The sequence below is a fragment of the Streptomyces longwoodensis genome, assembly GCF_001514125.1.
GTDB classification, from domain to species: Bacteria; Actinomycetota; Actinomycetes; order Streptomycetales; family Streptomycetaceae; genus Streptomyces; species Streptomyces longwoodensis.
Genome location: NZ_KQ948556.1, coordinates 158,376 through 180,589 on the forward strand (window position 1 = coordinate 158,376; position 22,214 = coordinate 180,589).

24 protein-coding genes and 1 pseudogene are annotated in these 22,214 nt (G+C 72.3%); 10 read left to right on the forward strand and 15 right to left on the reverse strand.

Annotated features, from left to right (window positions below; translation table 11 throughout):
- Window positions 1-77: 77 nt before the first annotated feature.
- Window positions 78-863: a glucosamine-6-phosphate deaminase gene (nagB, locus tag AQJ30_RS22265; protein ID WP_067236904.1), complete on the reverse strand. Its 786-nt coding sequence runs from the start codon at window positions 861-863 to the stop codon at window positions 78-80.
- Window positions 864-1,328: 465 nt separating this feature from the next.
- Here nagB and AQJ30_RS22270 point away from each other — a divergent pair, with 465 nt between their 5' ends.
- Window positions 1,329-2,804: a sensor histidine kinase gene (locus tag AQJ30_RS22270; protein WP_174863952.1), complete on the forward strand. Its 1,476-nt coding sequence runs from the start codon at window positions 1,329-1,331 to the stop codon at window positions 2,802-2,804.
- A gap of 244 nt (window positions 2,805-3,048) precedes the next feature.
- Here the strand turns inward: AQJ30_RS22270 and AQJ30_RS22275 are convergent, their stop codons facing one another.
- Complete coding sequence (locus AQJ30_RS22275; RefSeq protein WP_016639615.1) at window positions 3,049-3,306, reverse strand: WhiB family transcriptional regulator; 258 nt, start codon at window positions 3,304-3,306, stop codon at window positions 3,049-3,051.
- A gap of 322 nt (window positions 3,307-3,628) precedes the next feature.
- Window positions 3,629-4,597, reverse strand: coding sequence for a diacylglycerol/lipid kinase family protein (locus tag AQJ30_RS22280; protein ID WP_067236909.1), 969 nt, complete (start codon window positions 4,595-4,597; stop codon window positions 3,629-3,631).
- A gap of 147 nt (window positions 4,598-4,744) precedes the next feature.
- Between AQJ30_RS22280 and AQJ30_RS22285 the strand changes: the two genes are divergently transcribed.
- Window positions 4,745-5,299, forward strand: coding sequence for a hypothetical protein (locus AQJ30_RS22285; protein ID WP_079084196.1), 555 nt, complete (start codon window positions 4,745-4,747; stop codon window positions 5,297-5,299).
- A 79-nt stretch (window positions 5,300-5,378) separates the two neighbouring features.
- Here the strand turns inward: AQJ30_RS22285 and AQJ30_RS22290 are convergent, their stop codons facing one another.
- From AQJ30_RS22290 to AQJ30_RS22300, 3 genes are all read right to left on the reverse strand, one after another.
- A complete protein-coding gene (locus AQJ30_RS22290; protein WP_079084197.1) occupies window positions 5,379-6,482 on the reverse strand; it encodes an RNA polymerase sigma factor SigF in 1,104 nt (367 codons plus the stop codon).
- Window positions 6,479-6,895, reverse strand: coding sequence for an ATP-binding protein (locus AQJ30_RS22295; protein WP_067236910.1), 417 nt, complete (start codon window positions 6,893-6,895; stop codon window positions 6,479-6,481). Before AQJ30_RS22295 ends, AQJ30_RS22290 begins: the two co-directional genes overlap by 4 nt.
- A gap of 258 nt (window positions 6,896-7,153) precedes the next feature.
- Complete coding sequence (locus AQJ30_RS22300; protein WP_067236913.1) at window positions 7,154-7,414, reverse strand: UBP-type zinc finger domain-containing protein; 261 nt, start codon at window positions 7,412-7,414, stop codon at window positions 7,154-7,156.
- A gap of 59 nt (window positions 7,415-7,473) precedes the next feature.
- Here AQJ30_RS22300 and AQJ30_RS22305 point away from each other — a divergent pair, with 59 nt between their 5' ends.
- On the forward strand, window positions 7,474-9,072 hold the full coding sequence (locus AQJ30_RS22305) for a Na+/H+ antiporter (protein WP_067236916.1): 1,599 nt from the start codon (window positions 7,474-7,476) through the stop codon (window positions 9,070-9,072).
- A gap of 31 nt (window positions 9,073-9,103) precedes the next feature.
- Here AQJ30_RS22305 and AQJ30_RS22310 read toward each other — a convergent pair whose 3' ends face one another.
- Both AQJ30_RS22310 and AQJ30_RS22315 read right to left on the reverse strand, forming a co-directional pair.
- Window positions 9,104-10,000 carry a 1-aminocyclopropane-1-carboxylate deaminase/D-cysteine desulfhydrase gene (locus AQJ30_RS22310; protein ID WP_067236918.1) on the reverse strand — a complete coding sequence of 299 codons (897 nt, stop codon included), beginning with the start codon at window positions 9,998-10,000 and terminating at the stop codon, window positions 9,104-9,106.
- Between the two features lie 87 nt (window positions 10,001-10,087).
- On the reverse strand, window positions 10,088-10,678 hold the full coding sequence (locus AQJ30_RS22315) for an N-acetylmuramoyl-L-alanine amidase (protein ID WP_067236920.1): 591 nt from the start codon (window positions 10,676-10,678) through the stop codon (window positions 10,088-10,090).
- Window positions 10,679-11,014: 336 nt separating this feature from the next.
- Between AQJ30_RS22315 and AQJ30_RS22320 the strand changes: the two genes are divergently transcribed.
- Both AQJ30_RS22320 and AQJ30_RS22325 read left to right on the forward strand, forming a co-directional pair.
- The gene (locus AQJ30_RS22320; protein WP_067236922.1) at window positions 11,015-12,421 is read left to right on the forward strand and encodes a family 2B encapsulin nanocompartment shell protein; all 1,407 of its coding nucleotides are present in this window, start codon (window positions 11,015-11,017) and stop codon (window positions 12,419-12,421) included.
- Window positions 12,422-12,535: 114 nt separating this feature from the next.
- Window positions 12,536-13,600 (forward strand): family 2 encapsulin nanocompartment cargo protein polyprenyl transferase, encoded by a 1,065-nt coding sequence (locus AQJ30_RS22325; RefSeq protein ID WP_067236925.1) that lies wholly within the window; start codon window positions 12,536-12,538, stop codon window positions 13,598-13,600.
- 98 nt (window positions 13,601-13,698) lie between these two features.
- Here AQJ30_RS22325 and AQJ30_RS22330 read toward each other — a convergent pair whose 3' ends face one another.
- Complete coding sequence (locus AQJ30_RS22330; RefSeq protein WP_067236927.1) at window positions 13,699-14,289, reverse strand: TetR/AcrR family transcriptional regulator; 591 nt, start codon at window positions 14,287-14,289, stop codon at window positions 13,699-13,701.
- A 127-nt stretch (window positions 14,290-14,416) separates the two neighbouring features.
- Here AQJ30_RS22330 and AQJ30_RS22335 point away from each other — a divergent pair, with 127 nt between their 5' ends.
- The 3 genes from AQJ30_RS22335 to AQJ30_RS22345 all read left to right on the forward strand — a co-directional run bounded on the left by AQJ30_RS22335 (window position 14,417) and on the right by AQJ30_RS22345 (window position 15,688).
- Complete coding sequence (locus AQJ30_RS22335) at window positions 14,417-15,004, forward strand: dihydrofolate reductase family protein (RefSeq protein ID WP_067236929.1); 588 nt, start codon at window positions 14,417-14,419, stop codon at window positions 15,002-15,004.
- 26 nt (window positions 15,005-15,030) lie between these two features.
- On the forward strand, window positions 15,031-15,288 hold the full coding sequence (locus AQJ30_RS22340; protein WP_067236931.1) for a hypothetical protein: 258 nt from the start codon (window positions 15,031-15,033) through the stop codon (window positions 15,286-15,288).
- A 61-nt stretch (window positions 15,289-15,349) separates the two neighbouring features.
- A complete protein-coding gene (locus tag AQJ30_RS22345) occupies window positions 15,350-15,688 on the forward strand; it encodes a DUF952 domain-containing protein (RefSeq protein ID WP_067236934.1) in 339 nt (112 codons plus the stop codon).
- A 28-nt stretch (window positions 15,689-15,716) separates the two neighbouring features.
- Here the strand turns inward: AQJ30_RS22345 and AQJ30_RS22350 are convergent.
- Window positions 15,717-16,477, reverse strand: a pseudogene (locus AQJ30_RS22350) (VOC family protein).
- 100 nt (window positions 16,478-16,577) lie between these two features.
- Here AQJ30_RS22350 and AQJ30_RS22355 point away from each other — a divergent pair.
- Window positions 16,578-17,072 (forward strand): GNAT family N-acetyltransferase, encoded by a 495-nt coding sequence (locus AQJ30_RS22355; RefSeq protein WP_067236937.1) that lies wholly within the window; start codon window positions 16,578-16,580, stop codon window positions 17,070-17,072.
- A 117-nt stretch (window positions 17,073-17,189) separates the two neighbouring features.
- Here AQJ30_RS22355 and sodN read toward each other — a convergent pair whose 3' ends face one another.
- Window positions 17,190-17,585, reverse strand: a complete 396-nt coding sequence (sodN, locus tag AQJ30_RS22360) for a superoxide dismutase, Ni (RefSeq protein ID WP_067236940.1) — start codon at window positions 17,583-17,585, stop codon at window positions 17,190-17,192.
- 145 nt (window positions 17,586-17,730) lie between these two features.
- Here sodN and sodX point away from each other — a divergent pair, with 145 nt between their 5' ends.
- Window positions 17,731-18,165 carry a nickel-type superoxide dismutase maturation protease gene (gene sodX, locus AQJ30_RS37095; RefSeq protein WP_079084215.1) on the forward strand — a complete coding sequence of 145 codons (435 nt, stop codon included), beginning with the start codon at window positions 17,731-17,733 and terminating at the stop codon, window positions 18,163-18,165.
- On the opposite strand, the gene AQJ30_RS22365 is transcribed toward sodX, so the two are convergent.
- From AQJ30_RS22365 to AQJ30_RS22380, 4 genes are all read right to left on the reverse strand, one after another.
- Complete coding sequence (locus AQJ30_RS22365; RefSeq protein WP_067236943.1) at window positions 18,048-18,698, reverse strand: CGNR zinc finger domain-containing protein; 651 nt, start codon at window positions 18,696-18,698, stop codon at window positions 18,048-18,050. The genes sodX and AQJ30_RS22365 overlap by 118 nt on opposite strands.
- Window positions 18,699-18,870: 172 nt before the next feature.
- Window positions 18,871-19,632, reverse strand: coding sequence for an amino acid ABC transporter ATP-binding protein (locus AQJ30_RS22370; protein WP_067236945.1), 762 nt, complete (start codon window positions 19,630-19,632; stop codon window positions 18,871-18,873).
- Window positions 19,629-20,597, reverse strand: coding sequence for an amino acid ABC transporter permease (locus AQJ30_RS22375; RefSeq protein ID WP_067236948.1), 969 nt, complete (start codon window positions 20,595-20,597; stop codon window positions 19,629-19,631). The genes AQJ30_RS22370 and AQJ30_RS22375 overlap by 4 nt, the downstream gene beginning before the upstream one ends.
- A 31-nt stretch (window positions 20,598-20,628) precedes the next feature.
- Entirely contained in the window at window positions 20,629-21,594 is a 966-nt protein-coding gene (locus AQJ30_RS22380) for an ABC transporter substrate-binding protein (protein ID WP_067236950.1), read from the reverse strand.
- Between the last annotated feature and the right edge of the window lie 620 nt (window positions 21,595-22,214).

Here is a 22,214-nt window from a genome sequence, read left to right on the forward strand (position 1 = left end):
CCGGTACGACGCACGAGGCGCCGGTGGCCCATGGCCACCGGCGCCTCTCGCTCGTGCGGGGGGAAGTGCCCCGTCGCTCAGATGCCCTGCCAGTCGGGCTTGTTGGCGTAGGTGTGCCGGAAGTAGTCCGCCAGCTTCAGCTTGGAGGCGGCGGCCTCGTCGACCACGACCGTGGCGTGCGGGTGCAGCTGCAGCGCGGACGCCGGGCACACCGAGGCGACCGGCCCCTCCACGCTCGCGGCGACCGCGTCGGCCTTGCCCTCGCCCGTCGCCAGCAGCACCAGGTGGCGCGCCTCCAGGATGGTGCCGATGCCCTGGGTGATGACGTGGTGGGGCACCTGCTCGATGTCGCCGTCGAAGAAGCGCGCGTTGTCCACCCGGGTCTGCTCGGTCAGCGTCTTGATCCGGGTGCGCGAGGCCAGCGACGAGCAGGGCTCGTTGAAGCCGATGTGCCCGTCCGTGCCGATCCCCAGCAGCTGCAGGTCCACACCGCCGGCCGCGGCCAGCGCGGCGTCGTACGCCTCGCAGGCCCCCTGCACGTCGTCCGCCGTGCCGTCCGGCCCCAGGAACTGGTCCATGCCGACGCCCAGCGGCTCCAGCACCTCGCGGCGCAGCACCGAGCGGTAGGACTCCGGGTGGTCGGCGGGCAGCCCGACGTACTCGTCCAGCTGGGCGATCCGCGCCCGGGAGACGTCCACGGCACCGGAGCGCACCTTGGCGGCCAGGGCCTCGTAGACGGGCAGCGGGGTGGAGCCGGTGGCCACGCCGAGCAGGGCGCCGGGCTTGCGCCGCAGGAGCCGTGCCATGGCCTCGGCGACGATCTCGCCACCCGCCGCGGCGTCCGGAACGATGACAACTTCCACGCTGGGCCTGCCGTTCTGGGAGAGTCATGTGGTGTAGACCAATCTAACAGAATCGGGCGTCCCCTCCCAGATTCCGGGCCCCCGGCGCCGGGCGCGCGGCCGGTGTCCCCGAAATTGAGCCGCCGAGCGGGCCCGGAGGGGAACCCGCACGGGTTAGGCTGCGTTGACACAACGAACACCTCCCTCTCCATGGACACGCACAGTGGTCTAGTCCACAATCGGGGGAGGGGAACCGCACGGTGAACCGCACAGCTTCCGTCTTCCCCGCACAGGAAGGCGGACCGAGGGACCGGGACTCTCTGCCCTGACTGCCCCGGCTCCTCACCGTCGGCCGACCGGGACCGCACACCCCACGGCCGATAATGCTCCGGGCTGCGGTGCCGGGAGGGTTGAGGGTCCCTCCCAGGCGCCGCGGCCCGCGGGTGTTTTTTCGGCCGTCCGAGAACCGCCGGGTACGCTCGCCACGTGCCCTCCATGAACGAACTCGTACGCCAGCACACCGCGCTCGACGCCTCCGACCTCGAGTGGCTGCACCTGCTGGTGTCGGAGTGGCAACTGCTCTCCGACCTGTCCTTCGCCGACCTGGTCCTGTGGGTGCCGACCCGGGACGGCACGCGCTACGTCTCCGTCGCCCAGATGCGTCCCAACACCGGCCCCACCTCCTACCAGGACGACATGGTCGGCCACCTGGTGCCGCGCGGCCGGCGCCCCCTGCTGGACGCCGCGCTCGACGAGGGCCGCATCGTGCGCGAGGGCGACCCGGAGTGGCGCGAGGAGGTCCCCGTCCGGGTGGAGTCCATCCCGGTCCGGCGCGACGGCCGGGTCCTCGGCGTCATCGCCCGCAACACCAACCTGCTCACCGTGCGCACCCCGAGCCGGCTGGAGCTGACCTACCTGCAGAGCGCGTCCGACCTGGCGCAGATGATCGCGGCCGGGTCGTTCCCGTTCCCCGACCAGCAGGTCGACATGGACGCCTCGCCGCGCGTCGGCGACGGCCTGATCCGCCTCGACGCGGACGGCGTCGTCCAGTACGCCTCCCCGAACGCGCTGTCCGCCTACCACCGCCTCGGCCTCGCCTCCGACCTGGTCGGCCAGCACCTCGGCCTGACCACCGCCGAACTCGCCCCCACCCGCGGGCCGGTGGACGAGGCGCTGGCCAAGGTCGCGAGCGGCTGGGCGCCCCGGGAGTTCGAGATCGAGGCGCACGACGGGGTCATCCAGTTCCGGGCGATCCCGCTCAAACCCAAGGGCACCCGCATCGGCTCGCTGGTCCTGCTCCGCGACGTCACCGAACTGCGCCGGCGCGAGCGCGAGTTGATCACCAAGGACGCGACCATCCGGGAGATCCACCACCGGGTGAAGAACAACCTCCAGACGGTGGCCGCGCTGTTGCGCCTGCAGGCCCGCCGCATCGAGTCCGAGCGGGGCCGGGAGGCCCTGGAGGAGGCCGTGCGCCGGGTCGGCTCGATCGCCATCGTGCACGAGACGCTGTCCCAGAACCTGGACGAGCGCGTGGAGTTCGACGAGATCGCCGACCGGGTGCTCGCGATGGTCGCCGAGATCTCCCCGGGCAAGGTCACCGGCCGGCGCACCGGGCGGTTCGGCATCCTCGACGCGGAGGTGGCCACCCCGCTGTCCATGGTCCTCACCGAGATCCTGCAGAACGCGCTCGAACACGGCTTCCGCGAGGGGGAGACGGGCACGGTCGAGGTCTCGGCGGTGCGCGGCGGCACCAGCAAGGAGGCCCGGCTGCTGGTCACCGTCCAGGACGACGGCGTCGGCCTGCCCGAGGGCTTCGACCCGCACACCTCCGGCAACCTCGGCCTGCAGATCGTGCGGACGCTGGTGGAGGGCGAGTTGGGGGGCACCTTCGACATGGTCCCGGCACCGGAGCGGGGCACGCAGGTGATCCTCGACGTCCCGGTGCGGGCGCAGAAGTAGCGGCCGGGCGGCAGCGCGGGGTCGGGGGGGCGAACTGCCGGGCGGTCCGGCCGGTCCGTGCGCCCTTCGTCCGCGCGCCCGCCTGCGTCCGGACAGCAAAGAGCCCCGGACCGTGAGGTCCAGGGCTAGTGCTCCCTGCTGCTGTTACTCAGCGCTTCGGGGGTACTGCGCGCTGCGGCTCGGGGGCGGGAGATGCGTACGCGGTGTACGCGCCGCCAAGCTCAGGCTGTGTGCGGGGCGGGTGTCAGGCGGAGGCCTGACGGGCCCGGTTGCGGGCGGCGCGGCGCTTCATCGCGCGGCGCTCGTCCTCGCTGAGACCACCCCAGACGCCGGAGTCCTGGCCGGACTCGAGCGCCCACTGCAGGCACTGCTCCATGACGGGGCAGCGGCGGCAGACGGCCTTGGCTTCCTCGATCTGCAGCAGCGCAGGACCGGTGTTGCCGATGGGGAAGAAGAGCTCGGGGTCTTCCTCGCGGCAAACGGCGTTGTGACGCCAGTCCATGGCTGCTACCTCTCCTTGGTATGACTGTGCAGGTTAGCTTGTGAATGTGAACGCTTTCACGAATCCCTCAACAAGTGAAGGGCCGACCGCCGAGTCTTCCCCGGCGTGGTCCTGTGTGTGAAGAGGGGTTCCGGTGATCAGTGGAGGCCGGTGTTGCGGGCCGTCCCGATCGCCACGTAGAGAGTCGCAAACCTCAGCGGCGGATACAACCCCTTCCGGAAAGTTTTTTTTGATTCCTCGGTGTCGACTAGGTCACAGCCGTACTTCCATGGGGTGGATCCTGGCCTAAACGTTCGAGTGAAAGGACTTTCGCCCCTTCTGCTCACACAATCACACGCAGTGCACGGCGTACGCCTGTGAACGTCACGCTGGTACGCAGTCCCAGGTGGTCTCCGTCCATCTGCAAAGGCAGGGGGGCCTTCGAATGCAAGGTGAACCGGGTCAGGTCGTGCAGGGACACCGCATGTCTGCCCTGGGGTCCCCGCTCGGGGGACGAAAGGAGCAACTGGGTCACATAGCGGGCAACCGCGGGGGTGGAGAGGCGGCTGAGACCGAGCACGTCGAGACCCGTGTCGAACGAGGCCTTAGGTGACGCGTACACCGGACGATTGCCCAGATAGGTCCACGGGGCCGTGTTGCAGACTATGGACAGCACCAGACCGGTGACCGGCTCGGCGCCCTCCCGCTCCAGGACGATCGTCCCGTGCCGGCGGTGCGGATCGCCGAAGAACTGGCGCATCGCCTGGCGGACGTAGAGCGCGTGCGTGGACCGCTTGCCCTGCTCCCGGTGCTGCTCCACCCGCCCCACCACCCCGGCGTCGAAGCCCAGCCCCGCGTTGAACAGGAACCAGCGGGACGGCACCGCCTCGTCCTCCGTGCCCGGCGTGCCCGAGGTCAGACCCAGCCCGACCGTGCGCTCCCGCCCGTCGCGCAGCGCGTCCAGCAGGGCGCCGGTCGCCTCGACGGGGTCGTTGGGCAGGCCGAGGGCGCGGGCGAAGACGTTGGTGGAACCGCCGGGCACCACGGCGAGGCCGGGCAGGTGGTCGGGGGCGGGGCCGGCGTGCAGCAGGCCGTTGACGACCTCGTTCACCGTGCCGTCGCCGCCGAGCGCCACCACCAGGTCGATGTCGTCGCTCTGCGCCGCCAGCCGGCCCAGGTCGCGCGCGTGTCCGCGGTACTCCGTGGTGACCGCCTCGAGCTTCATCTCGCTCGCCAGCGCATGGATGAGGACGTCGCGCGTGCGGGCACTCGTAGTGGTTGCCGCCGGGTTGACCACGAGAAGTGCACGCATGCAGGGCAGCGTACCTACTGGGGGGTACCCGGCACAGGCCGGGTAGGGAACGGGTAAGAGATCGGGCCGTGACGCTCGACACGGGCGCTCCGCGGGTGGGGGCACCGGGCCCTGGGGGCCCGGCGGGCCGAGGGCTACCCTTCAAGGGTGACCAGTGAGCAGACCCCCGACGCCCCGCGCACCGGCCGCGCCGCGCGGTCCGGCCCGCCCGCGCAGGACTCCGAGACCGCGCCCACCGGGCCCGCCGCGCCCGTCGCGGGAGCGCGCCCGCGACGGCTGACGTACGCCGCCGCGCTCGTCGCCCTGGAGGGGTTGGCGCTGGTCGTCGCCGGGCTGTGGATGCTGGTGCTCGGCGTCGCCGGCGACTCGGACGACCGGCAGCAGGCCGTCACCGGGGGCATCACCCTGGTCGTGCTGGCGCTGCTGCCGCTGCTCGCCGCGCGGGGGCTGCTGGCCCTGCGCAGCTGGAGCCGGGGGCCGGCCGTCATCACGCAGATCCTGGCGCTGCCCGTCGCCTACAACCTGCTCCAGGCCGACAGCGTGGCCATCCCGGCCGGCATCGTCCTCGGGGTCGTCGCGATCGCGGCGCTGGTCCTCCTCGTCAACCGCGAGACGACCCGGGCCCTGGGGATCCGGGGGCCGGGCCGCGCGCAGGACGAGGAGCCGACGGCCGGACAGCAGAGGGGCGCCGGCCGCAAGTAGGCCGCGCCAGGGAGACACCCCCCAGGGCCGGCCCACCGGCCGGCCCGGAGACCCTTCCCGCCCGGCTGCCGGGCGGGGCCTACTCCTCCACCAGCAGCTTCTCCCGCAGCTGGGCCAGTGTGCGGGCCAGCAGCCGGGAGACGTGCATCTGCGAGATGCCGACCTCCTGCGCGATCTGCGACTGGGTCATGTTGCCGAAGAAGCGCAGCAGCAGGATGCGCTTCTCGCGCGGGGGCAGGTCCTCCAGGAGCGGCTTGAGCGACTCCCGGTACTCCACGCCCTCCAGTGCCTCGTCCTCCGCGCCGAGGGTGTCGGCGACCGCGGGGGACTCGTCGTCGGTGTCGGGGACGTCCAGCGACAGCGTGGAGTAGGCGTTCGCCGACTCCAGGCCCTCCAGGACCTCCTCCTCCGAGATGGCCAGCTTCTCGGCGAGCTCGTGCACGGTCGGGGAGCGGCCGTGCAGCTGGGACAGCTCGGCGGTGGCCGTGGTCAGCGAGAGCCGCAGCTCCTGCAGGCGCCGCGGCACGCGGACCGCCCAGCCCTTGTCGCGGAAGTGGCGCTTGATCTCGCCCACGACCGTCGGGGTCGCGTACGTGGAGAACTCCACCCCGCGGTCCGGGTCGAAGCGGTCGACCGACTTGATCAGGCCGATGGTGGCGACCTGGGTGAGGTCGTCCAGCGGCTCACCGCGGTTGCGGAAGCGGCGCGCGAGGTGCTCCACGAGCGGCAGGTGCATGCGGACCAGTTGGTTGCGCAGCTCCGCGTACTCCGCGCTGCCCTCCTTCAGCGCGCGCAGCTCGACGAACAGTGCCCGCGCCCCGCTGCGATCGTGAGGCTCGTGCCGGGTGCCCGGCACCACCGGTTCGTCGTCTCGCTCGTGCTCGCTCATCGTCCCGCCCGTCGCCCTCTGTCGAGCCGTCGCCCCCGACCGGCCGGGGGAGTCCCCGTCTGCTCCGCCCCGGGGCGCGGCCCGCACGGCACCCCGCCGTCCGTGCCGCGCGTCCGGGTCCGGGGTTCCGGCCTGCGTGGAGGTGTCCTCCGGATGCGGCCGGGCCTGCTCGGGGATGCCGTCGATGCCGTCCGCCATGCGTCGGGAACCGCCCGGAGGGACCGTCTCCTCCGCGGCCGGCAGCTCCCGTGTGCCGCGCTCCTCGTCCCGCACCGGACCGTCCCCGTCCCTCACGCCGGACCGGGTCCGGCGCCGCGCTGTTTGTACAGGCTGATCGACACGGTCCGGTCCTCGTCGACGGCCGACGAGACCTTGCCCGCGAGGGCCGACAGCACCGTCCAGGCGAAGGTGTCGCGCGAGGGGGCGTGCCCGTCCGTGGTCGGGGCCGAGACGGTGACCTCCAGCGAGTCGTCCACGAGCCGGAACACACAACTGAGCACCGAGCCGGGCACGGCCTGCTGGAGCAGGATCGCGCAGGCCTCGTCCACCGCGATGCGCAGGTCCTCGATCTCGTCCAGGGTGAAGTCCAAACGGGCCGCGAGACCGGCCGTGGCCGTCCGCAGCACCGACAGGTAGGCACCCGCGGCCGGCAGCCGGACTTCCACGAAGTCCTGGTTCGCCACGGGCTCGCCTGCGATCTGGGACACCCTCACCTCCAAGGTGGTACAAGCTGTTCGGGGCCGGGGGTCGCCCCCCGGGTAACGCGAAGTGTGGTACAGCGGTGACGCTATCGCGCTCCCGACCGTACTGTCCCCGGGACCCCGACCCCTTGGTGTCACTCACAGTAAAGCTGTGGACACGCTCCGTGTCTAGGGGGTCTGCGGGCCCAAATGGGAAGAGCGCGCGCCGGGTTGACGTACCCAGGCGTCAGACGCTCGAACCGTACCCGGTGCGGCCGCTTCCGCTCACACGAGGACGTGGTCCTCGAAGCACCAGCGCCAGTCCTCCCCGGGCTCGAAGGTCCGCATCACCGGGTGGCCCGTCTCGGCGTGGTGCCCGGTGGCGTGCCGGTTGGGCGAGGAGTCGCAGCATCCGACGTGCCCGCACGTCAGACACAGCCGCAACTGCACCGGGTGGGTTCCGTCCCGCAGGCACTCCGGGCACGTCTCGCTCAGCGGTGCGGGCTCGGGGTGCGGCAGCGCGTCGAGGTGCGTGCACTGTTTCATGATTGCCAGATTACGACGGTCGTGCGGACGGCCGCGCGGAAAACGAGGGTGGGCTGGACATGGACGTGATGCCACTGCTTCTGCTGGTGGCGGCGAGCGCGGCGATCGCCGCCGGGGCGCGGCGCACCCCGGTGCCGGCGCCCCTGCTGCTGGTCGCGGTCGGACTGGCCGTGTCGTACCTGCCCGGGGTGCCCGACTACACCCTCGACCCCGAGGTCGTGCTGCCCCTGCTGCTGCCGCCCCTGCTGTACACGTCGGCCGTCGACAGCTCCTACCTCGACCTGCGCGCCCAGACCCGGCCGGTGGCGCTGCTGTCCGTCGGGTACGTGCTGTTCGCGACCCTCGTCGTCGGCGCGGCGGCGTACCTGATCGTGCCGGGGCTGCCGCTGACGGCGGCGCTGGTGCTGGGCGCCGTGGTGGCGCCGCCCGACGCGGTCGCGGCGACGGCCGTGGCCCGCCGGGTCGGGCTGCCGTCGCGGATCACCACGATCCTCCAGGGCGAGTCCCTGCTGAACGACGCCACCGCGATCACCGCGTACAAGGTGGCCGTCGCGGCCGCGGTGGGCGAGGGGGCGTCCTGGGCGGGCGGCATCGAGGAGTTCCTGATCGCCGCGGTCGGCGGCGTGGCCGTGGGCCTGGTCCTCATGGCACCGATCCACTGGCTGCGCACGCACCTGCGCGAGGCGCTGATGCAGAACACGCTCTCGCTGCTCATCCCGTTCGTCGCCTACGCGACCGCCGAGCAGTTCCACGCCTCCGGGGTGCTCGCCGTGGTCGTCGTCGCGCTCTACCTCGGGCACCGCGCGTGGGAGGTCGACTTCGCCACGCGCCTGCAGGAGGAGGCCGTGTGGAAGATGGTCGCCTTCGTCCTGGAGTCGGCGGTCTTCGCCCTGATCGGCCTGCAGCTGCCGGTGGTCCTGCGGGGCCTCGGGGACTACGAGGGCCTGGACGCCGCCTGGTACGCGGTGGTGCTGTTCCTCGTCGTCGTGGTGGTGCGCTTCGCGTGGGTGTACCCGGCCACCTTCCTGCCCCGGCTGCTGTCGGCACGCATCCGCGCGCGCGAGGAGAACCCGACCTGGCGGGCGCCCGTCGTGATCTCCTGGGCCGGCATGCGGGGCGTGGTGTCGCTCGCCATCGCCTTCTCCATCCCGCTGACCGTGGACCACGGCGAGGGCGCCTTCCCGCACCGCAACCTCATCCTGTTCCTGACCTTCACCACCGTGATCGGCACCCTGGTGGTGCAGGGCCTGACCCTCATCCCGCTGATCCACCTGCTGAAGTTCCCCGGCCGCGACCGGCAGGCCGAGACCCTCGCCGAGGCCAACGCCCAGGCCCAGGCGTCCCTGGCCGCCGAGCGGCACCTCGACGAACTCCTGTCCGACGAGCGCAACGCGCTGCCGCCCCCGCTCGCCGACCGGCTGCGCGCGGTCCTGGAGCGCCGCCGCAACGCCGTCTGGGAGCGCCTCGGCCAGACCAACCCGGTCACCGGCGAGACGGTCGACGACACCTACCGCCGCCTGTCCCGGGAGATGATCAGCGCCGAGCGCGCGGTCTTCGTCCGCCTGCGCGACGGCCGCTACATCGACGACGAGATGCTGCGCACGCTGCTGCGCAGGCTGGACCTGGAGGAGGCGGCGGCCTACCGCGAGGCGACGTAGCCGGGCCGAGGGACGGTGCCGGCGCCGTGACTCAGCCGGTGAACGGCGCCCCGGTGACCACGGCGGCCACCGTCGTGCCGGGGGCGAAGGCGCCCTCCTCGGTGAGGGCCAGCAGGGCGTACAACAGCTTGGCGACGTAGACGGGCTCGACCGGCAGGCCGTGGCGCCGGGCGAAGTCCGCGGCGAACGACGCGAGCGCCGGGGTGGTGCGGGCGTAGCCGCCGCAGTGGAAGCGCTCGTCCAGGCTCCACGCACCGCGCGGACCGCCGAACGCGTCGGCCTGCAGCGCCCGTATCTCCCCGTCGAGGAAGCCGCCCTTGAGGACCGGGATGCCGAGCGCCCGCCGGCCGGGACCGAGACCGGCCGCGAGTCCGGCCAGCGTGCCGCCCGTGCCGCAGGCCACGGCGGCCACGTCGGCGGGGTCGCGCAGTTCCTCGCCGAGCGCGGTGCAGCCGCGCACCGCCGCCGCGTTGCTGCCGCCCTCCGGGATCACGTGGGCGTCCCCGGCGCCCGCCGAGCGCAGGATCGCGGCGAGCGCGTCCGGCTCGTGCTTGTGGCGATACGTCGACCTGTCGACGAAGTGCAGCCGCATGCCGTCGGCCGCACAGCGGGCCAGGGAGGGGTTGAGGGGACGGCCGGCCAGCTCCTCGCCGCGCACCACCCCCACCGTGGGCAGCCCGAGGAGGCGGCCCGCGGCAGCGGTGGCCCGCAGGTGGTTGGAGTAGGCACCGCCGAAGGTGAGCAGCGGCCGGCCGGCCGCGGCCCGCAGGTTGGGGACGAGCTTGCGCCACTTGTTGCCGACGAGGTCGGGGTGGATCAGGTCGTCCCGCTTCAGCAGCAGCCGCACCCCGTGCCGCGCGAACCGCTCGTCGGCCACCTCCTGAAGGGGGGACGGCAGCCGCGGGGCGAGGGGGTCGACGCTGGTCACGCACCCATTGTGCTGGTCACGCACCCCTGGTGGCGCGTCCCCGCGGAGGGCCGGGGCGGGCCACGGGCGGCCTCCGCCGCGCCCGCGTCACTTCAGCCGGGCCCGGATCCGCTCGCGCAGCCACGTCATGGAGAAGCCCCGGGGGTCCACCTTGCCCGGCTGCCACTCCAGGTGGCCGATGACCGACCGCTCCGTCCAGCCGTGGTGGCGGCACACCGCCGCCGCGGCCCGCTCGATCGCCTCCAGCTGCGCCGGCGGCCAGGGGTCCTCGCCGTCGCCGAGGTTCTCGCACTCGAAGCCGTAGAAGTGGCGGTTGCCGTCGGTGTTCGCCTCGTTGTCCGGCGGCAGCCGCTTCTCGGCGATCACCGCGCGCAGGACCTCGTCGTCGCCGAGTCCGGCGTGGTTGGCGCGGCCGTGGCCGACGAGGTGGACGGTGCCGTCCTTGGTGATCACGCCGTGGCAGAGCGGCCCCGGCAGGGCGTCGTGCCCGGTGCGGCACAGCTCCACCGTCCGTGCGGCCCCGCGGGTCACCGTGTGGTGGATCATCACGCCGTGGACGGGCCCCCAGGGGCCCTTGTGGTTGCGGTTGTGGTGCCGCCAGTCGCCGACCTCGACGACGGTGACGCCCTCGGCCCTCAGCCGGTGCAGGAAGCCGTCCGCGGACAGGGGAGTGGCCATGCCGCCTCCTTCGTGCCGTGTTCCACGGCGGCCGCGGGACACGACCGCCTCACAGCGCTTCTACCGGAGACGGCCGGGGGCGGGCACCCCGCTCGGTCAGGTCCGGTCCGATACCGACAACTCCCGGCGTCCGCGCAGGTCAAGAGGGCTTTTGTGGCCCGGGGAAGGGGCTGCGGAGGGGGCGGGATCCGCTGTCTTCCCAGTCGCCGGACGGCCCAACCCCGCTCTTTCGTGTAATAGCACCGACACGGTGCGTGCTGGAACGCTGGGGGTGAGATCGATACCGGGCGCCGCACGGCCCCGGTGCGAAGGTGCGTCACGGGAGGGCAGTTCTCTATGTCGGTAGGCGAAGAGGTCCGCACGGAGCAGGGCAAGCCGCAGCAGAGCCTCGGCACCGCGGCCGCGCGGAACCTGGCCACCACCACCAAGTCCGTACCGCAGATGCAGGAGATCAGCTCCCGCTGGCTGCTGCGGATGCTGCCCTGGGTGGACGTCCACGGCGGCACCTACCGGGTGAACCGGCGCCTGACGTTCGCGGTCGGCGACGGCCGCATCACCTTCGTGAAGACCGGGGACCGCGTGGAGGTGATCCCGGCGGAGCTGGGCGAACTCCCCGCACTGCGCTCCTACGACGACATCGACGTCCTCGGCGAGCTCGCCCAGCGCTGCCGGCAGCGGGAGATCGGCCCCGGCGAGGTCATCGCCTCCTTCGGCAGCCCGACCGACGAGGTGTACCTGCTGGCCCACGGCCGGGTCGAGAAGGTCGGCACCGGCCCCTACGGCGACGACCAGGTGCTCGGCGTCCTCGCCGACGGCGCCCACTTCGGCGACCAGGCACTGCTCGACGCCGACGCCATCTGGGAGTACACCGCCCGCGCCGCCACCGCCTGCACCGTGCTCACCCTGTCCCGCAGCGACTTCGAGCAGGTCCAGGAGCGCGCGGACTCGCTGCGGGAGCACGTCCAGCGGCAGCGCTCGATCCCGGAGCAGCGCACCAACCGCCACGGCGAGAAGGAGGTCGCCCTCGCCTCCGGCCACTCCGGCGAGCCCGACATCCCGCACACCTTCGTGGACTACGAGTCCCGGCCGCGCGAGTACGAACTGAGCATCGCCCAGACCGTGCTGCGCATCCACACGCGCGTGGCCGACCTCTACAACCAGCCGATGAACCAGACCGAGCAGCAGCTGCGGCTCACGGTCGAGGCGCTGAAGGAGCGCCAGGAGCACGAGCTGGTCAACAACCGCGAGTTCGGCCTGCTGCACAACTGCGAGTACGACCAGCGGATCCAGCCGCACGACGGCGTGCCCAGCCCCGACGACATGGACGAGCTGCTCAGCCGCCGGCGCGGCACCAAGCTCTTCCTCGCCCACCCGCGCGCGATCGCCGCGTTCGGCCGCGAGCTGAACAAGCGCGGACTGGTCCCGGAGACCATCGACGTCGCCGGCAACCGCATCCCGACCTGGCGGGGCGTGCCCCTGTACCCGTGCAACAAGATCCCGGTCACCGAGACCCGGACCACCTCGATCATCGCGATGCGCCTCGGCGAGCAGGACCAGGGCGTCATCGGCCTGCGGCAGTCCGGCATCCCCGACGAGATCGAGCCGAGCCTGTCGGTGCGGTTCATGGGCATCAACGAACAGGCCGTCATCAACTACCTGGTCACGGCCTACTACTCGGCCGCCGTCCTGGTCCCCGACGCCCTCGGCGTCCTGGAGAACGTCGAGGTGGGCCGCTGGCGCTGACCCCGCGGCCCGCGCGCCCCGCTCCCGCCCCCCGGGGCGGGGGCACCCCGGCCGCCCGTGCCGCACCCCGGCGCCGCCCGCGCCACCGCCCGCGGACCCTGCGAGGGAGATGACGTGACCGACTTCGTCTCGGAGAGCAGACCGACGAGCCCCTGGGACGGACAGGAAGCCACCGCGCTCCTGGTCGGCGCCCGGGCCGCGGTCGACCCGGAGCTGCGCGCGGCGCTCGACGCGCTGCCCACCGGGATGCGCAGGGTCGCCCGCTACCACTTCGGCTGGGAGCACGCCGACGGCACCGCGGCGGCGGGCCACGCCGGCAAGGCCATCCGGCCCGCGCTGGTCCTCACCGCCGCCGCCGCGCTCGGTGGTCCCGCGGCCCGTGCGGCGGCCGCGCGGGCAGCCGCGGCGGTCGAACTGGTCCACAACTTCACGCTGTTGCACGACGACGTGATGGACCGGGACACCACCCGCAGACACCGGCCCACCGCCTGGACGGTGTTCGGCGTCCCCGACGCGATCCTGGCCGGCGACGCCCTGCACGCCCGGGCCCTCGGGCTGCTCGCCGCCGACCCGCACCCGGCGGCCCCGGCGGCCGTCGCCCGGCTCGCGGCCTGCGTGGTCGAGCTGTGCGAGGGCCAGCAGGTCGACACCGCCCTGGAGCAGCGCCACCCGGGCGAGGTCACCCTCGACGAGGTGCTCACCCTGGCCGAGGCCAAGACCGGCGCGCTGCTGGGCTGTGCCTGCGCCGTGGGCGCGCTGTACGCGGGGGCGGCGCCCGGGGACGTGGACGCGCTGGACGCCTTCGGCCGCGAGGCGGGGCTCGCCTTCCAGCTGATCGACGACGTGATCGGCATATGGGGCGACCCCCGGCACACGGGCAAGCCGGCCGGCGCCGACCTCGCCGTCCGCAAGAAGTCCCTGCCGGTGGTGGCCGCGCTGACCTCCGGCACCCCGGCGGCGGCCGAGCTCGCCGAGCTGTACGCCCGGCCGTACGCGGCCGCGGACCTGGAGCGCACGGTGCTCGCCGTCGAGCGGGCGGGGGGCCGCGACTGGGCGCAGGTCCAGGCCGCCGACCGCATGGCCCGCGCGGTCTCCGAGCTGACCCGGGCGATCCCGGAGCCGGAGACGGCGGGCGGCCTGCTGGCCCTCGCGGAGTTCGTGACCCGGCGCAGCGTATGACGCCGGGCACCCGACCCCGGGAAGCCCATCCCCACGGTGCGCGGGGCCCGCCCTCGCCCTGCCGCGTCCGCGCGCGGCGAACAGGCATGCAGTGGGCCTCAGCCCTCCGGCACCACCGTCGCCACGATCCGTTCCACCAGCCCCTCCGGCACGTTCACCCCGGGCAGCACCCCGTCGAGCACCCCCGGCAGGGTCAGGTGCTCCAGGATCAGCCCCAGCATGGCGAGGTAGAGGACGACGACCGTGCCGTCGCCGCCGGGCAGCCCCGCGTCCCGGTGGAAGGCGATGCCGAAGTCCACCTCCCCGCGCACCGACTCGGTGAACGAGGTCCGCAGTTCGGGGCGCCGGGTGGCCTCCAGGCGCATCTCCAGCAGGGCGAGGTAGCCGGTGCGGTCCCGCACCACCCGGGACATCAGGTCCCGCATGAGCGCGGTGACCAGGGAGCGGTCCCGCGGCCTGGTCATCAGCTCCCCGATCACGTCGGGGTCCGGCGCGAGCCGTGCGTGCAGGCGGGTGTCGATCTGGCGCAGCAGGTCGTCGCGCGAGGCGAAGTAGTTGGAGGCCGTGCCGACCGGCACTCCGCCCGCCGTGTCCACCGCGCGGAACGTCAGCCCGCGCGCCCCTTCCTGCGCGAGCACCGTGATCCCGGCGTCCACCAGGGCCGCCCTGCGCTCCGGATTGCCCGCCATGCGGCACCCCTCCTCTCGTTCGCGCGGGAAACATCGTCCCAGCCCCTTGTAACCACTACATCCGAAGTACTATAACTGAAGCACTACGACCGCAGTGGTTGTGGGCCGCCTACGAAACGAGATCCGCTTGCGAAAGCTCACCTACTTCGTCGCCTGCTCGCTCGACGGGTTCATCGGGGACCCGGACGGTGACGCCACGGCGATGATGTCCTTCCTCGACGAGGAGTTCCTGGACTACCTGCGCACGGAGGTGCCGGACACCCTCCCCACCGCCGCCCGGCGGGCCTTCGGCATCGACGACCGGCCGAACGAGCGGTTCGACACGGTCGTCCAGGGCCGCGGCAGCTACGAGGTCGGGCTGGAGGAGGGCATCACCAGCCCCTACGCCCACCTCCGCCAGTACGTCGCCTCCCGCACGCTGGGCGTCTCGCCCGACCCGGACGTGGAGATCGTCGCGGACGACGTGGTCGGCAGGGTCCGCGCGCTGAAGGCGGAGGAGGGGGCCCTGGGCATCTACCTCTGCGGCGGCTCCCGGCTCGCCGGGGAACTGCTCGGCGAGGTCGATGAGTTGGTCATCAAGACGTACCCCCTGGTCTACGGCCGCGGGATGCCGATGTTCGGCACGTCCGGTGTCGACGCCACGGCGTTCGCGCTGGACGGGGTGCGCGCGTTCGGCAACGGCGTGCTGGTGCGGACGTACCGCAGGAAGCGCTGAGCCGCGGGCCGTCCTACGCTGGGGCCATGGACAGGGAAGAGCGCGTCTGTCCGGCCTGCGGACAGTCCGTCGAGACGGTCGTGCGGCGGTACAAGACCCTGGGCGCCTGGGTGCCGCGCTGGGGCCCGGGCCCCTGCCGCAACCCCGGGTGCGAGGCGTACCGGGCGGAGGACGGCGCCCCGCGCGCCCCGCACGCCGAGCCGGAGCGCGGTCCCGTGGGTGCCGAGGAGTCCGACCCGCCCCCGGAGCCCGAGGCGTACGGGGAGGCGGCGGGGCGGTCCTGACCGGCCGCAATGCGCTTGGCCCCGGCCGACCGGCACGCGTCCGGGGCGGTAGCGTGCGCCCATGACCAGCGACGAGCAGCCCTCCGTCCTCCACATCACCGAGCGCCGGCTCTGGGAGGCGGCCCGTGACCGGGGCGCCTACACGTGGTCCACCCGGGGCCGCACCCTGGCGGAGGAGGGCTTCGTCCACTGCTCCACCCGCGCCCAGCTCCCGCGCGTCGCGGCCTTCCTGTACGGCGCCCCGGACGCGCCCGACGACCTGGTGGTGCTGGTCGTCGACCCGGCCCGGCTGGACGCTCCGCTGGTGTACGAAGCCGTGGAGCCGGGTGGCGAGGAGTTCCCGCACGTGTACGGGCCGATCCCGGTCGGCGCCGTGGTCGGGGTCGAGGACTGGCGCTGACGACGGGCGGGAGCGCGTCGGGCCCGGTCTAAGAGGGGCCGGGCAGGCCGCCGGTCTGCGGGTCGCGGCCGGTGAGGCAGTACGTGCCGCCCGTCGGGTCCCGCATCACGGTCCAGTGCGGCTGCTCGGCGACGAGGACCGCGCCGAGCCGCTCGTGCCGGGCCCGTACGCCCGCGACGTCCGTGCCGCAGGCCAGGTCCAGGTGGGCGGAGGCCGGGCGCTCGGCGTCCAGCCGCTGGAGCAGCAGCCGCACCGGCAGTCCGGTGGGCGGCGCGACCACGTGGAACTCGGGCCGGGACCCCGCCCGAGCGTCCAGCGGGGCAACAGGCCGCTCCAGAAGGCGACTTCGGCGTCGTAGGCGGACGGCGGGACGTCCAGGCAGACCTGGTCCAGACGGCTGCCGGACACCACCGGCGGCCGTACCGCTTCCCCGAGCCACGGCACCGCGCAGAACAACTGCCCGCCGGGTGAGGCGAGGACGGCCCAGTCGCCGTGCGGGGCGACCAGCCGCGCTCCGAGCGCCCGGGCCCGCTCGACGAGCCCCGGCACGTCCTCGACGCAGAGGTCCAGGTGGGCGCCCCCGGCACCGCCGTCGACGCCCTGCAGCTTCACGCAGGGGTCGGTGCCGTCGGCGAGGAGGGTGGCGAACTCGCCGTGGTCACCGCGGGATTCGGACAACCGGGTGCCGGTCACGGCCGTCCAGAAGGCACCGGCGGACGCGAGCCGCGCGCGAGGCCGGTCGACGAATGCGTACACCCAGCGCACGTCCGCGCTCTCAGCCGAGGTCACGCCCCCAGGATGACACGCCGCGATCACCCGCAGGGGTGCCGTCCGGGAACGGTGCCCGGGGGTTGGACACGCCGGGCCCGGGTGGCGCAGGATCGGGGGCATGATCAGGCCCGCCGAGGTGCACGACGTCCCCGAGATCCGCGCGATGGTCCGCGAGCTCGCCGCGTACGAGCGGGCCGAGGAGCAGGCCCGCGCCACCGACGAGCAGCTGCGCCGGGCACTGTTCGGCGACCCCCCGGCCGCGCACGCGCTGATCGCCGAGGACGACGCCACGGGGGAGACCGTGGGCTTCGCGCTGTGGTTCCCCCGGTTCTCGACCTGGACCGGCACCCGGGGCATGCACCTGGAGGACCTGTACGTACGGCCGCACGCCCGCGCCGCGGGCCACGGCAGGGCGCTGCTCGCCTCGCTGGCCGCCCGGTGCCTGCGCGACGGCTACGAGCGGTTCGAGTGGTGGGTGCTGGACTGGAACGAGCCGGCGATCGGCTTCTACAAGTCCCTCGGCGCCGAACTCCTCGACGAGTGGACGGTCTGCCGCCTCTCGGGCGGCCCGCTGGCGGAGCTGGCCGCCCGGGCCCCCGCCGACGCCCGCTGAGGACCCCCGCGCACGGCGAAGGGGCCCGGCCGACTGTGACCGGGCCCCTGCGGAGCCGCGTGAACCGCGGTGGTGCACCGACCGCGGTCGGGCGGAAGACCCGGAGGCCGGGCCGGGTCAGGCCTTCTTGGTCTCCCAGAAGATCTTGTCGATCTCGGCGATGAGCTCCAGCGCCTTCTCACCGGTCTTCGGGTCCGTCGAGGCCTTGGCGGCCGACAGGGCCTTCAGGGTGTCGTTGACCAGCTGGTGCAGCTGCGGGTACTTCTCGAAGTGCGGGGGCTTGAAGTAGTCGCTCCACAGGACCGACACGTGGTGCTTGGCGAGCTCGGCGCGCTGCTCCTTGATGAACGTGGCGCGAGCCTGGAAGTGCGGGTCGTCGTTGGCGGCCATCTTCTCCTGCACGGCCTTCACGGACTCCGCCTCGATGCGGGCCTGGGCCGGGTCGTAGACACCGCAGGGCAGGTCGCAGTGCGCGCTGACCGTGACCTTGGGGGCAAACAGGCGGGAAAGCATGGAGCATTCCTTCCTCGTGATCGTCTTCTCAGGTGGGACATTACTCCCTGAGGGACCGGTTTTCGCGAGTGCCCCCTTGGGATTAGGACAAAAGTCCGGGGTCAGACTGGGACTGGTGGAGGAACGGACAGGGGAGGTGCCGGCGATGCCGGAGCCGTCGCAGGAGACCGGGCGCGGACGGGCGGCCGCCCCGTTCGGGCTGGCCGAGGTGTCCGGCCCGTCCATGGTGCCCACGCTGTACCACGGCGACCAGCTGCTGGTGCAGTACGGCGCCCGGGTGCGGCCCGGTGACGTCGTGGTGCTGCGCCACCCCTTCCAGCAGGACCTGCTCGTGGTGAAGCGGGCCGTGGAGCGCCGCGACGGCGGCTGGTGGGTCCTCGGCGACAACGCGTTCGCCGGCGGCGACAGCACGGACTACGGCGCCGTCCCCGACGACCTGGTCCTCGGCCGGGTCCGCTTCCGCTACCGCCCGCCGAGGGACGGCCGGCGCTCCCCGTTCGCGGTGCTGCGCTGGGCGCTGTCGGCGGCCAGGCCGGTGCTGTCGGACCGGTCGGCCTCCAGGCGCTTGCGGGCCCGGTAGGCGGCCACGTTCGCCCGGGTGGCGCAGCGGTCGGAGCAGTAGCGCCGGGAACGGTTGGTCGAGGTGTCCAGGTACGCGTTGCGGCAGGGGGCCGCCTCGCACAGGCCGAGCCGGTCGACGCCGTACTCGGTCAGGTGGAAGGCCAGGCCCATCGCGGCGATGGCGGCGTAGCCGGCGGTCGCGTTCGACGGGTGGTCCGCCAGGTGCATGTGCCACAGCGGGCGGTCGTCCTCGTCGCGGTGGTCGTGCCCGGAGATCTGCGGGCTCACCGGGAACTCCAGCAGCAGCGAGTTCAGCAGGTCCACGGCCAGCGTCTCGTCGCCGCCGTCCGCCGCCTCGAAGACCGCGCGCAGCCGGGCCCGGACCGAGCGGAAGCGGGTGACGTCGGCCTCGGTGGCGCGCCGGGCCGCCGACTGGTTGACCCCGAAGAGCTCACGGACGGCCTCGACCGTGGTGAGCGCGTCCTTGCCCCGGGCCGGCTCCTCGGTGTTGACGAGTCGGACGGCGTAGTCCGAGTAAAAGGCCAGTTCCACTTGTGGTCCTTACGGAGGGGCCCCGTGGCCGAGGTACGGGCGGGTAACGGCTGGTGGTCCCTCCAGGGTATTACGGGTTGCCGGGGTCCTCGCCGTGGCCGCGGCGGCACGCCGAAGGGGCGGTACGGGACCCTTCCCGTACCGCCCCTTCGGGCATTCCGCCGAGCCGCGCCTACAGCACCTTGGACAGGAACGCCTGGGTGCGCTCGTGCTGCGGGTTCGTCAGGACCTCGCGCGGGTTGCCCGACTCGACCACCACGCCGCCGTCCATGAAGACCAGGCTGTCGCCGACCTCGCGGGCGAAGCCCATCTCGTGGGTGACGACGACCATCGTCATGCCCGACTCGGCGAGGTCGCGCATGACGTCCAGGACGTCACCGACCAGCTCCGGGTCGAGGGCCGAGGTCGGCTCGTCGAAGAGCATCAGCTTGGGGTCCATGGCCAGCGCCCGGGCGATCGCCACCCGCTGCTGCTGGCCGCCCGACAGCTGCGAGGGGTAGTTGCCGGCCTTGTCGGCCAGGCCGACCCGGTCCAGCAGCTCCCGGGCGCGCTCCCGGGCCTGGGACCGGCTCGCGCCCTTGACCTGGACGGGGGCCTCCATGACGTTGTCGAGGGCCGTCATGTGCGGGAACAGGTTGAACCGCTGGAACACCATGCCGATGTCCCGGCGCTGCAGCGCGACCTCGCTGTCCTTCAGCTCGTACAGCTTGTCGCCCTTCTGGCGGTAGCCGACCAGCTGGCCGTCGACGTAGAGCCGCCCGGCGTTGATCTTCTCCAGGTGGTTGATGCACCGCAGGAACGTCGACTTGCCGGAGCCGGACGGGCCGATGAGGCAGAACACCTCGCCGGAGCGGACCTCCAGGTCGATGCCCTTGAGCACCTCCACCGCGCCGAAGGACTTGTGGACGCCCTCGGCCTTCACCATGGCGTTCATGCGACGCTCCTCTTGCCGCTCACGCTGAGCAGGTTGGCCTTGACCTTCTGCCACGGGGTGGGCGGCAGGCTGCGGGTCGAGCCGCGGGCGTAACGGCGCTCCAGGTAGTACTGGAAGACGCTGAAGATGCTGGTCATGACCAGGTACCAGATGGAGGCGACGAACAGCATCTCCATCACGGCGTACGACGTGGAGCCGATCGTGGAGGTGGCGCGCAGCAGCTCGTTGTACGTCACCGCGTAGACCAGCGACGAGGTCTTCAGCATGTTGATGAACTCGTTGCCGGTCGGCGGCACGATCACCCGCATGGCCTGCGGGATGACGATGCGGCGCAGCGTCCGGCCGTGGCTCATGCCGAGCGCGTGCGCGGCCTCCGTCTGGCCCTCGTCCACGGCCAGCAGGCCGGCCCGGCAGATCTCGGCCATGTACGCGGCCTCGTTCAGGCCCAGACCCAGCAGGGCGCACATGAACGGCGTCATGACGTCCGTCATCTCGTCCTTGTAGATCGGACCGAGGTTCAGCATCGGGAAGATCAGCGCCAGGTTGAACCACAGCAGCAGCTGGACGTAGACCGGCGTGCCGCGGAAGAACCAGATGTAGACCCAGGCCACCCAGCTCGTCACCGGGTTCTTCGACAGCCGCATCACGGCCAGCACGATGCCCAGGAGCACGCCCATGACCATCGCGAGGACGCTGATCAGCAGCGTGCGGCCGGCGCCCGCGAGGACGGTGGAGTCGAACAGCTTGTCGCCGACCGCGTTCCACTGGATCTTCTCGGCCGTGGCGAAGGCGTTGACCAGCAGGGCCACCAGGGCCAGCACCACGACGGCGCTGACGTAGCGGCCCCAGTGGCGCACCGGGATGGCCTTGATGGCCTCCGGGGGGACCCGGTCCGTGCCGGGGTCCTTGGCGACGGTGGCCGACGGCGTCGCGTCGGCCGGCGTCTTGTCGAACTTGTCAGTCACCGTGACTGCCCTTCAGTGCTTACGGGGACGGTCACTTGCCGCCGTTGACGGCGGCCTTGTCGATGGAGCCGCTCTGGGCGCCCCACTTCTCGAGGATCTTCTTGTACGTGCCGTCCTCGATGATGGCGTTCACCGCGGCTTCGAGGGCGCTGGTGAGCTCCTTGTTGTCCTTGTTGACGGCGATGCCGAACGGACCGGCGTCGACCTGCTCGCCGACCACCTGGAAGGCGTTGCCGCCGTCGGCCTTGCGGGCCAGGTCGACCGCGACCGGGTAGTCGTTGACGCCGGCGACCGCGCCGCCCGACTTCACGCGGGTCTGGGCCTCGGTGTCGTTGTCGAAGGACTCGATCGTGATCTTCTTCTTGCCGCCGTCCGTACAGGACTTCGACTGCTTCTGCAGCGCCTGCTCGTAGGTGGTGCCCCGCTGGACCGCCGCGGTCTGGCCGCACAGGTCCTCGATCGAGTTGATCTTCTTCGGGTTGCCCTTCTGGACGTACACGGCGGTGCCGGCCTTGAAGTAGTCGACGAAGTCGACGCCCGGGCCGAGCTTCTTGCCGTTCTCGTCCAGGCCGTTCTGGCGCGCCGGGGTGTCGGTGATCGAGGAGATCGCCACGTCGTAGCGGCCGGAGTTGAGCGACGTGATCAGGCCGTCGAAGGAGCCGGAGGTGAACTGGAAGGTCACGCCCAGCTTCTCGCCCAGGGCGGCGGCGATGTCCGGGTCGACACCGACGATCTTGCCGCCCTCCTGGTACTCCATGGGGGCGTACTCGGCGTTGGTGCCGACCTTGACGACGCCCGCGTCCTGGATCTTCTTGGGCAGCTTGGAGAACAGGGGCGCGGCGTTGGCCTTGCCCGACTCGGAGGAGCTCCCGTCGCCGCCGCTGTCGGTCTGGTCACCGCACGCGGTGAGCAGCAGGGCGCCCGCCACCGCGAGGGAGCCGACCGCTGCCAGGCGGGTACGCGTGGCGGTCTTGGAGCGGGTGGAGCGTGCGGTCATGGTGGGTTCCTCCGGCGGATGGATGAGGTGCCGATGGTCACGGCGATTGCCGATGGGTCGACGAGAACACACACCTTCGGGTGTCGCGACCTCGTGTGATTACGGCATCTTGCCATTCGGACTACGCCATTCAGGGGGCCAGCCATGTCAAAATCGGATAACGGGCGACACCCGAACTGCACCAGTCCGCTCCATCATGACCGGATCTTCTTCGGGAATCCCTCCTTCCGGCCGGAAGATCTCCGGCGCGACGCCCGATCCAGCCACCCCTGCCGCTTCCCGCCCGGTGCCCCGAGCGCAGGTCAAGGATTTGTCCAGTTCGTGGCCGTATTTTTCCCATGAGTCATGTCACTGGAAGAGGACGGTCCTGTCTCCTCCGGATGGGCCTGGGGGCGCGCCGGGCGGATCCCCCGAAGGGGCTCTGTCGGACGTCCACAGTTCGTGGGATGTGACCTTGCACCGAATGGACTCGTCCTCGGCGCCGTCCGTCCGGTAAGAAGGTGATTCACACCCCTCATCCGGGGCTCAGGGCGCGTGTGCGGCGCGCCGTCGTGCACCCGCCCGTATGCATCGACAGGGCGGTGCGCGGTCCCGCCCGCTCCTCAACCAGGAGCGGCCAC

Bases quoted from the DNA above. Each gene is read 5' to 3' on its own strand.
- AQJ30_RS22275 (WP_016639615.1), bottom strand. From the start codon at position 3,306: ATGGACTGGCGTCACAACGCCGTTTGCCGCGAGGAAGACCCCGAGCTC.
- AQJ30_RS22280 (WP_067236909.1), bottom strand. From the start codon at position 4,597: ATGCGTGCACTTCTCGTGGTCAACCCGGCGGCAACCACTACGAGTGCC.
- AQJ30_RS22300 (WP_067236913.1), bottom strand. From the start codon at position 7,414: ATGAAACAGTGCACGCACCTCGACGCGCTGCCGCACCCCGAGCCCGCA.
- AQJ30_RS22305 (WP_067236916.1), top strand. From the start codon at position 7,474: ATGGACGTGATGCCACTGCTTCTGCTGGTGGCGGCGAGCGCGGCGATC.
- AQJ30_RS22315 (WP_067236920.1), bottom strand. From the start codon at position 10,678: ATGGCCACTCCCCTGTCCGCGGACGGCTTCCTGCACCGGCTGAGGGCC.
- AQJ30_RS22320 (WP_067236922.1), top strand. From the start codon at position 11,015: ATGTCGGTAGGCGAAGAGGTCCGCACGGAGCAGGGCAAGCCGCAGCAG.
- AQJ30_RS22330 (WP_067236927.1), bottom strand. From the start codon at position 14,289: ATGGCGGGCAATCCGGAGCGCAGGGCGGCCCTGGTGGACGCCGGGATC.
- AQJ30_RS22340 (WP_067236931.1), top strand. From the start codon at position 15,031: ATGGACAGGGAAGAGCGCGTCTGTCCGGCCTGCGGACAGTCCGTCGAG.
- AQJ30_RS22345 (WP_067236934.1), top strand. From the start codon at position 15,350: ATGACCAGCGACGAGCAGCCCTCCGTCCTCCACATCACCGAGCGCCGG.
- AQJ30_RS22355 (WP_067236937.1), top strand. From the start codon at position 16,578: ATGATCAGGCCCGCCGAGGTGCACGACGTCCCCGAGATCCGCGCGATG.
- sodN (WP_067236940.1), bottom strand. From the start codon at position 17,585: ATGCTTTCCCGCCTGTTTGCCCCCAAGGTCACGGTCAGCGCGCACTGC.
- sodX (WP_079084215.1), top strand. From the start codon at position 17,731: ATGCCGGAGCCGTCGCAGGAGACCGGGCGCGGACGGGCGGCCGCCCCG.
- AQJ30_RS22370 (WP_067236945.1), bottom strand. From the start codon at position 19,632: ATGAACGCCATGGTGAAGGCCGAGGGCGTCCACAAGTCCTTCGGCGCG.
- AQJ30_RS22380 (WP_067236950.1), bottom strand. From the start codon at position 21,594: ATGACCGCACGCTCCACCCGCTCCAAGACCGCCACGCGTACCCGCCTG.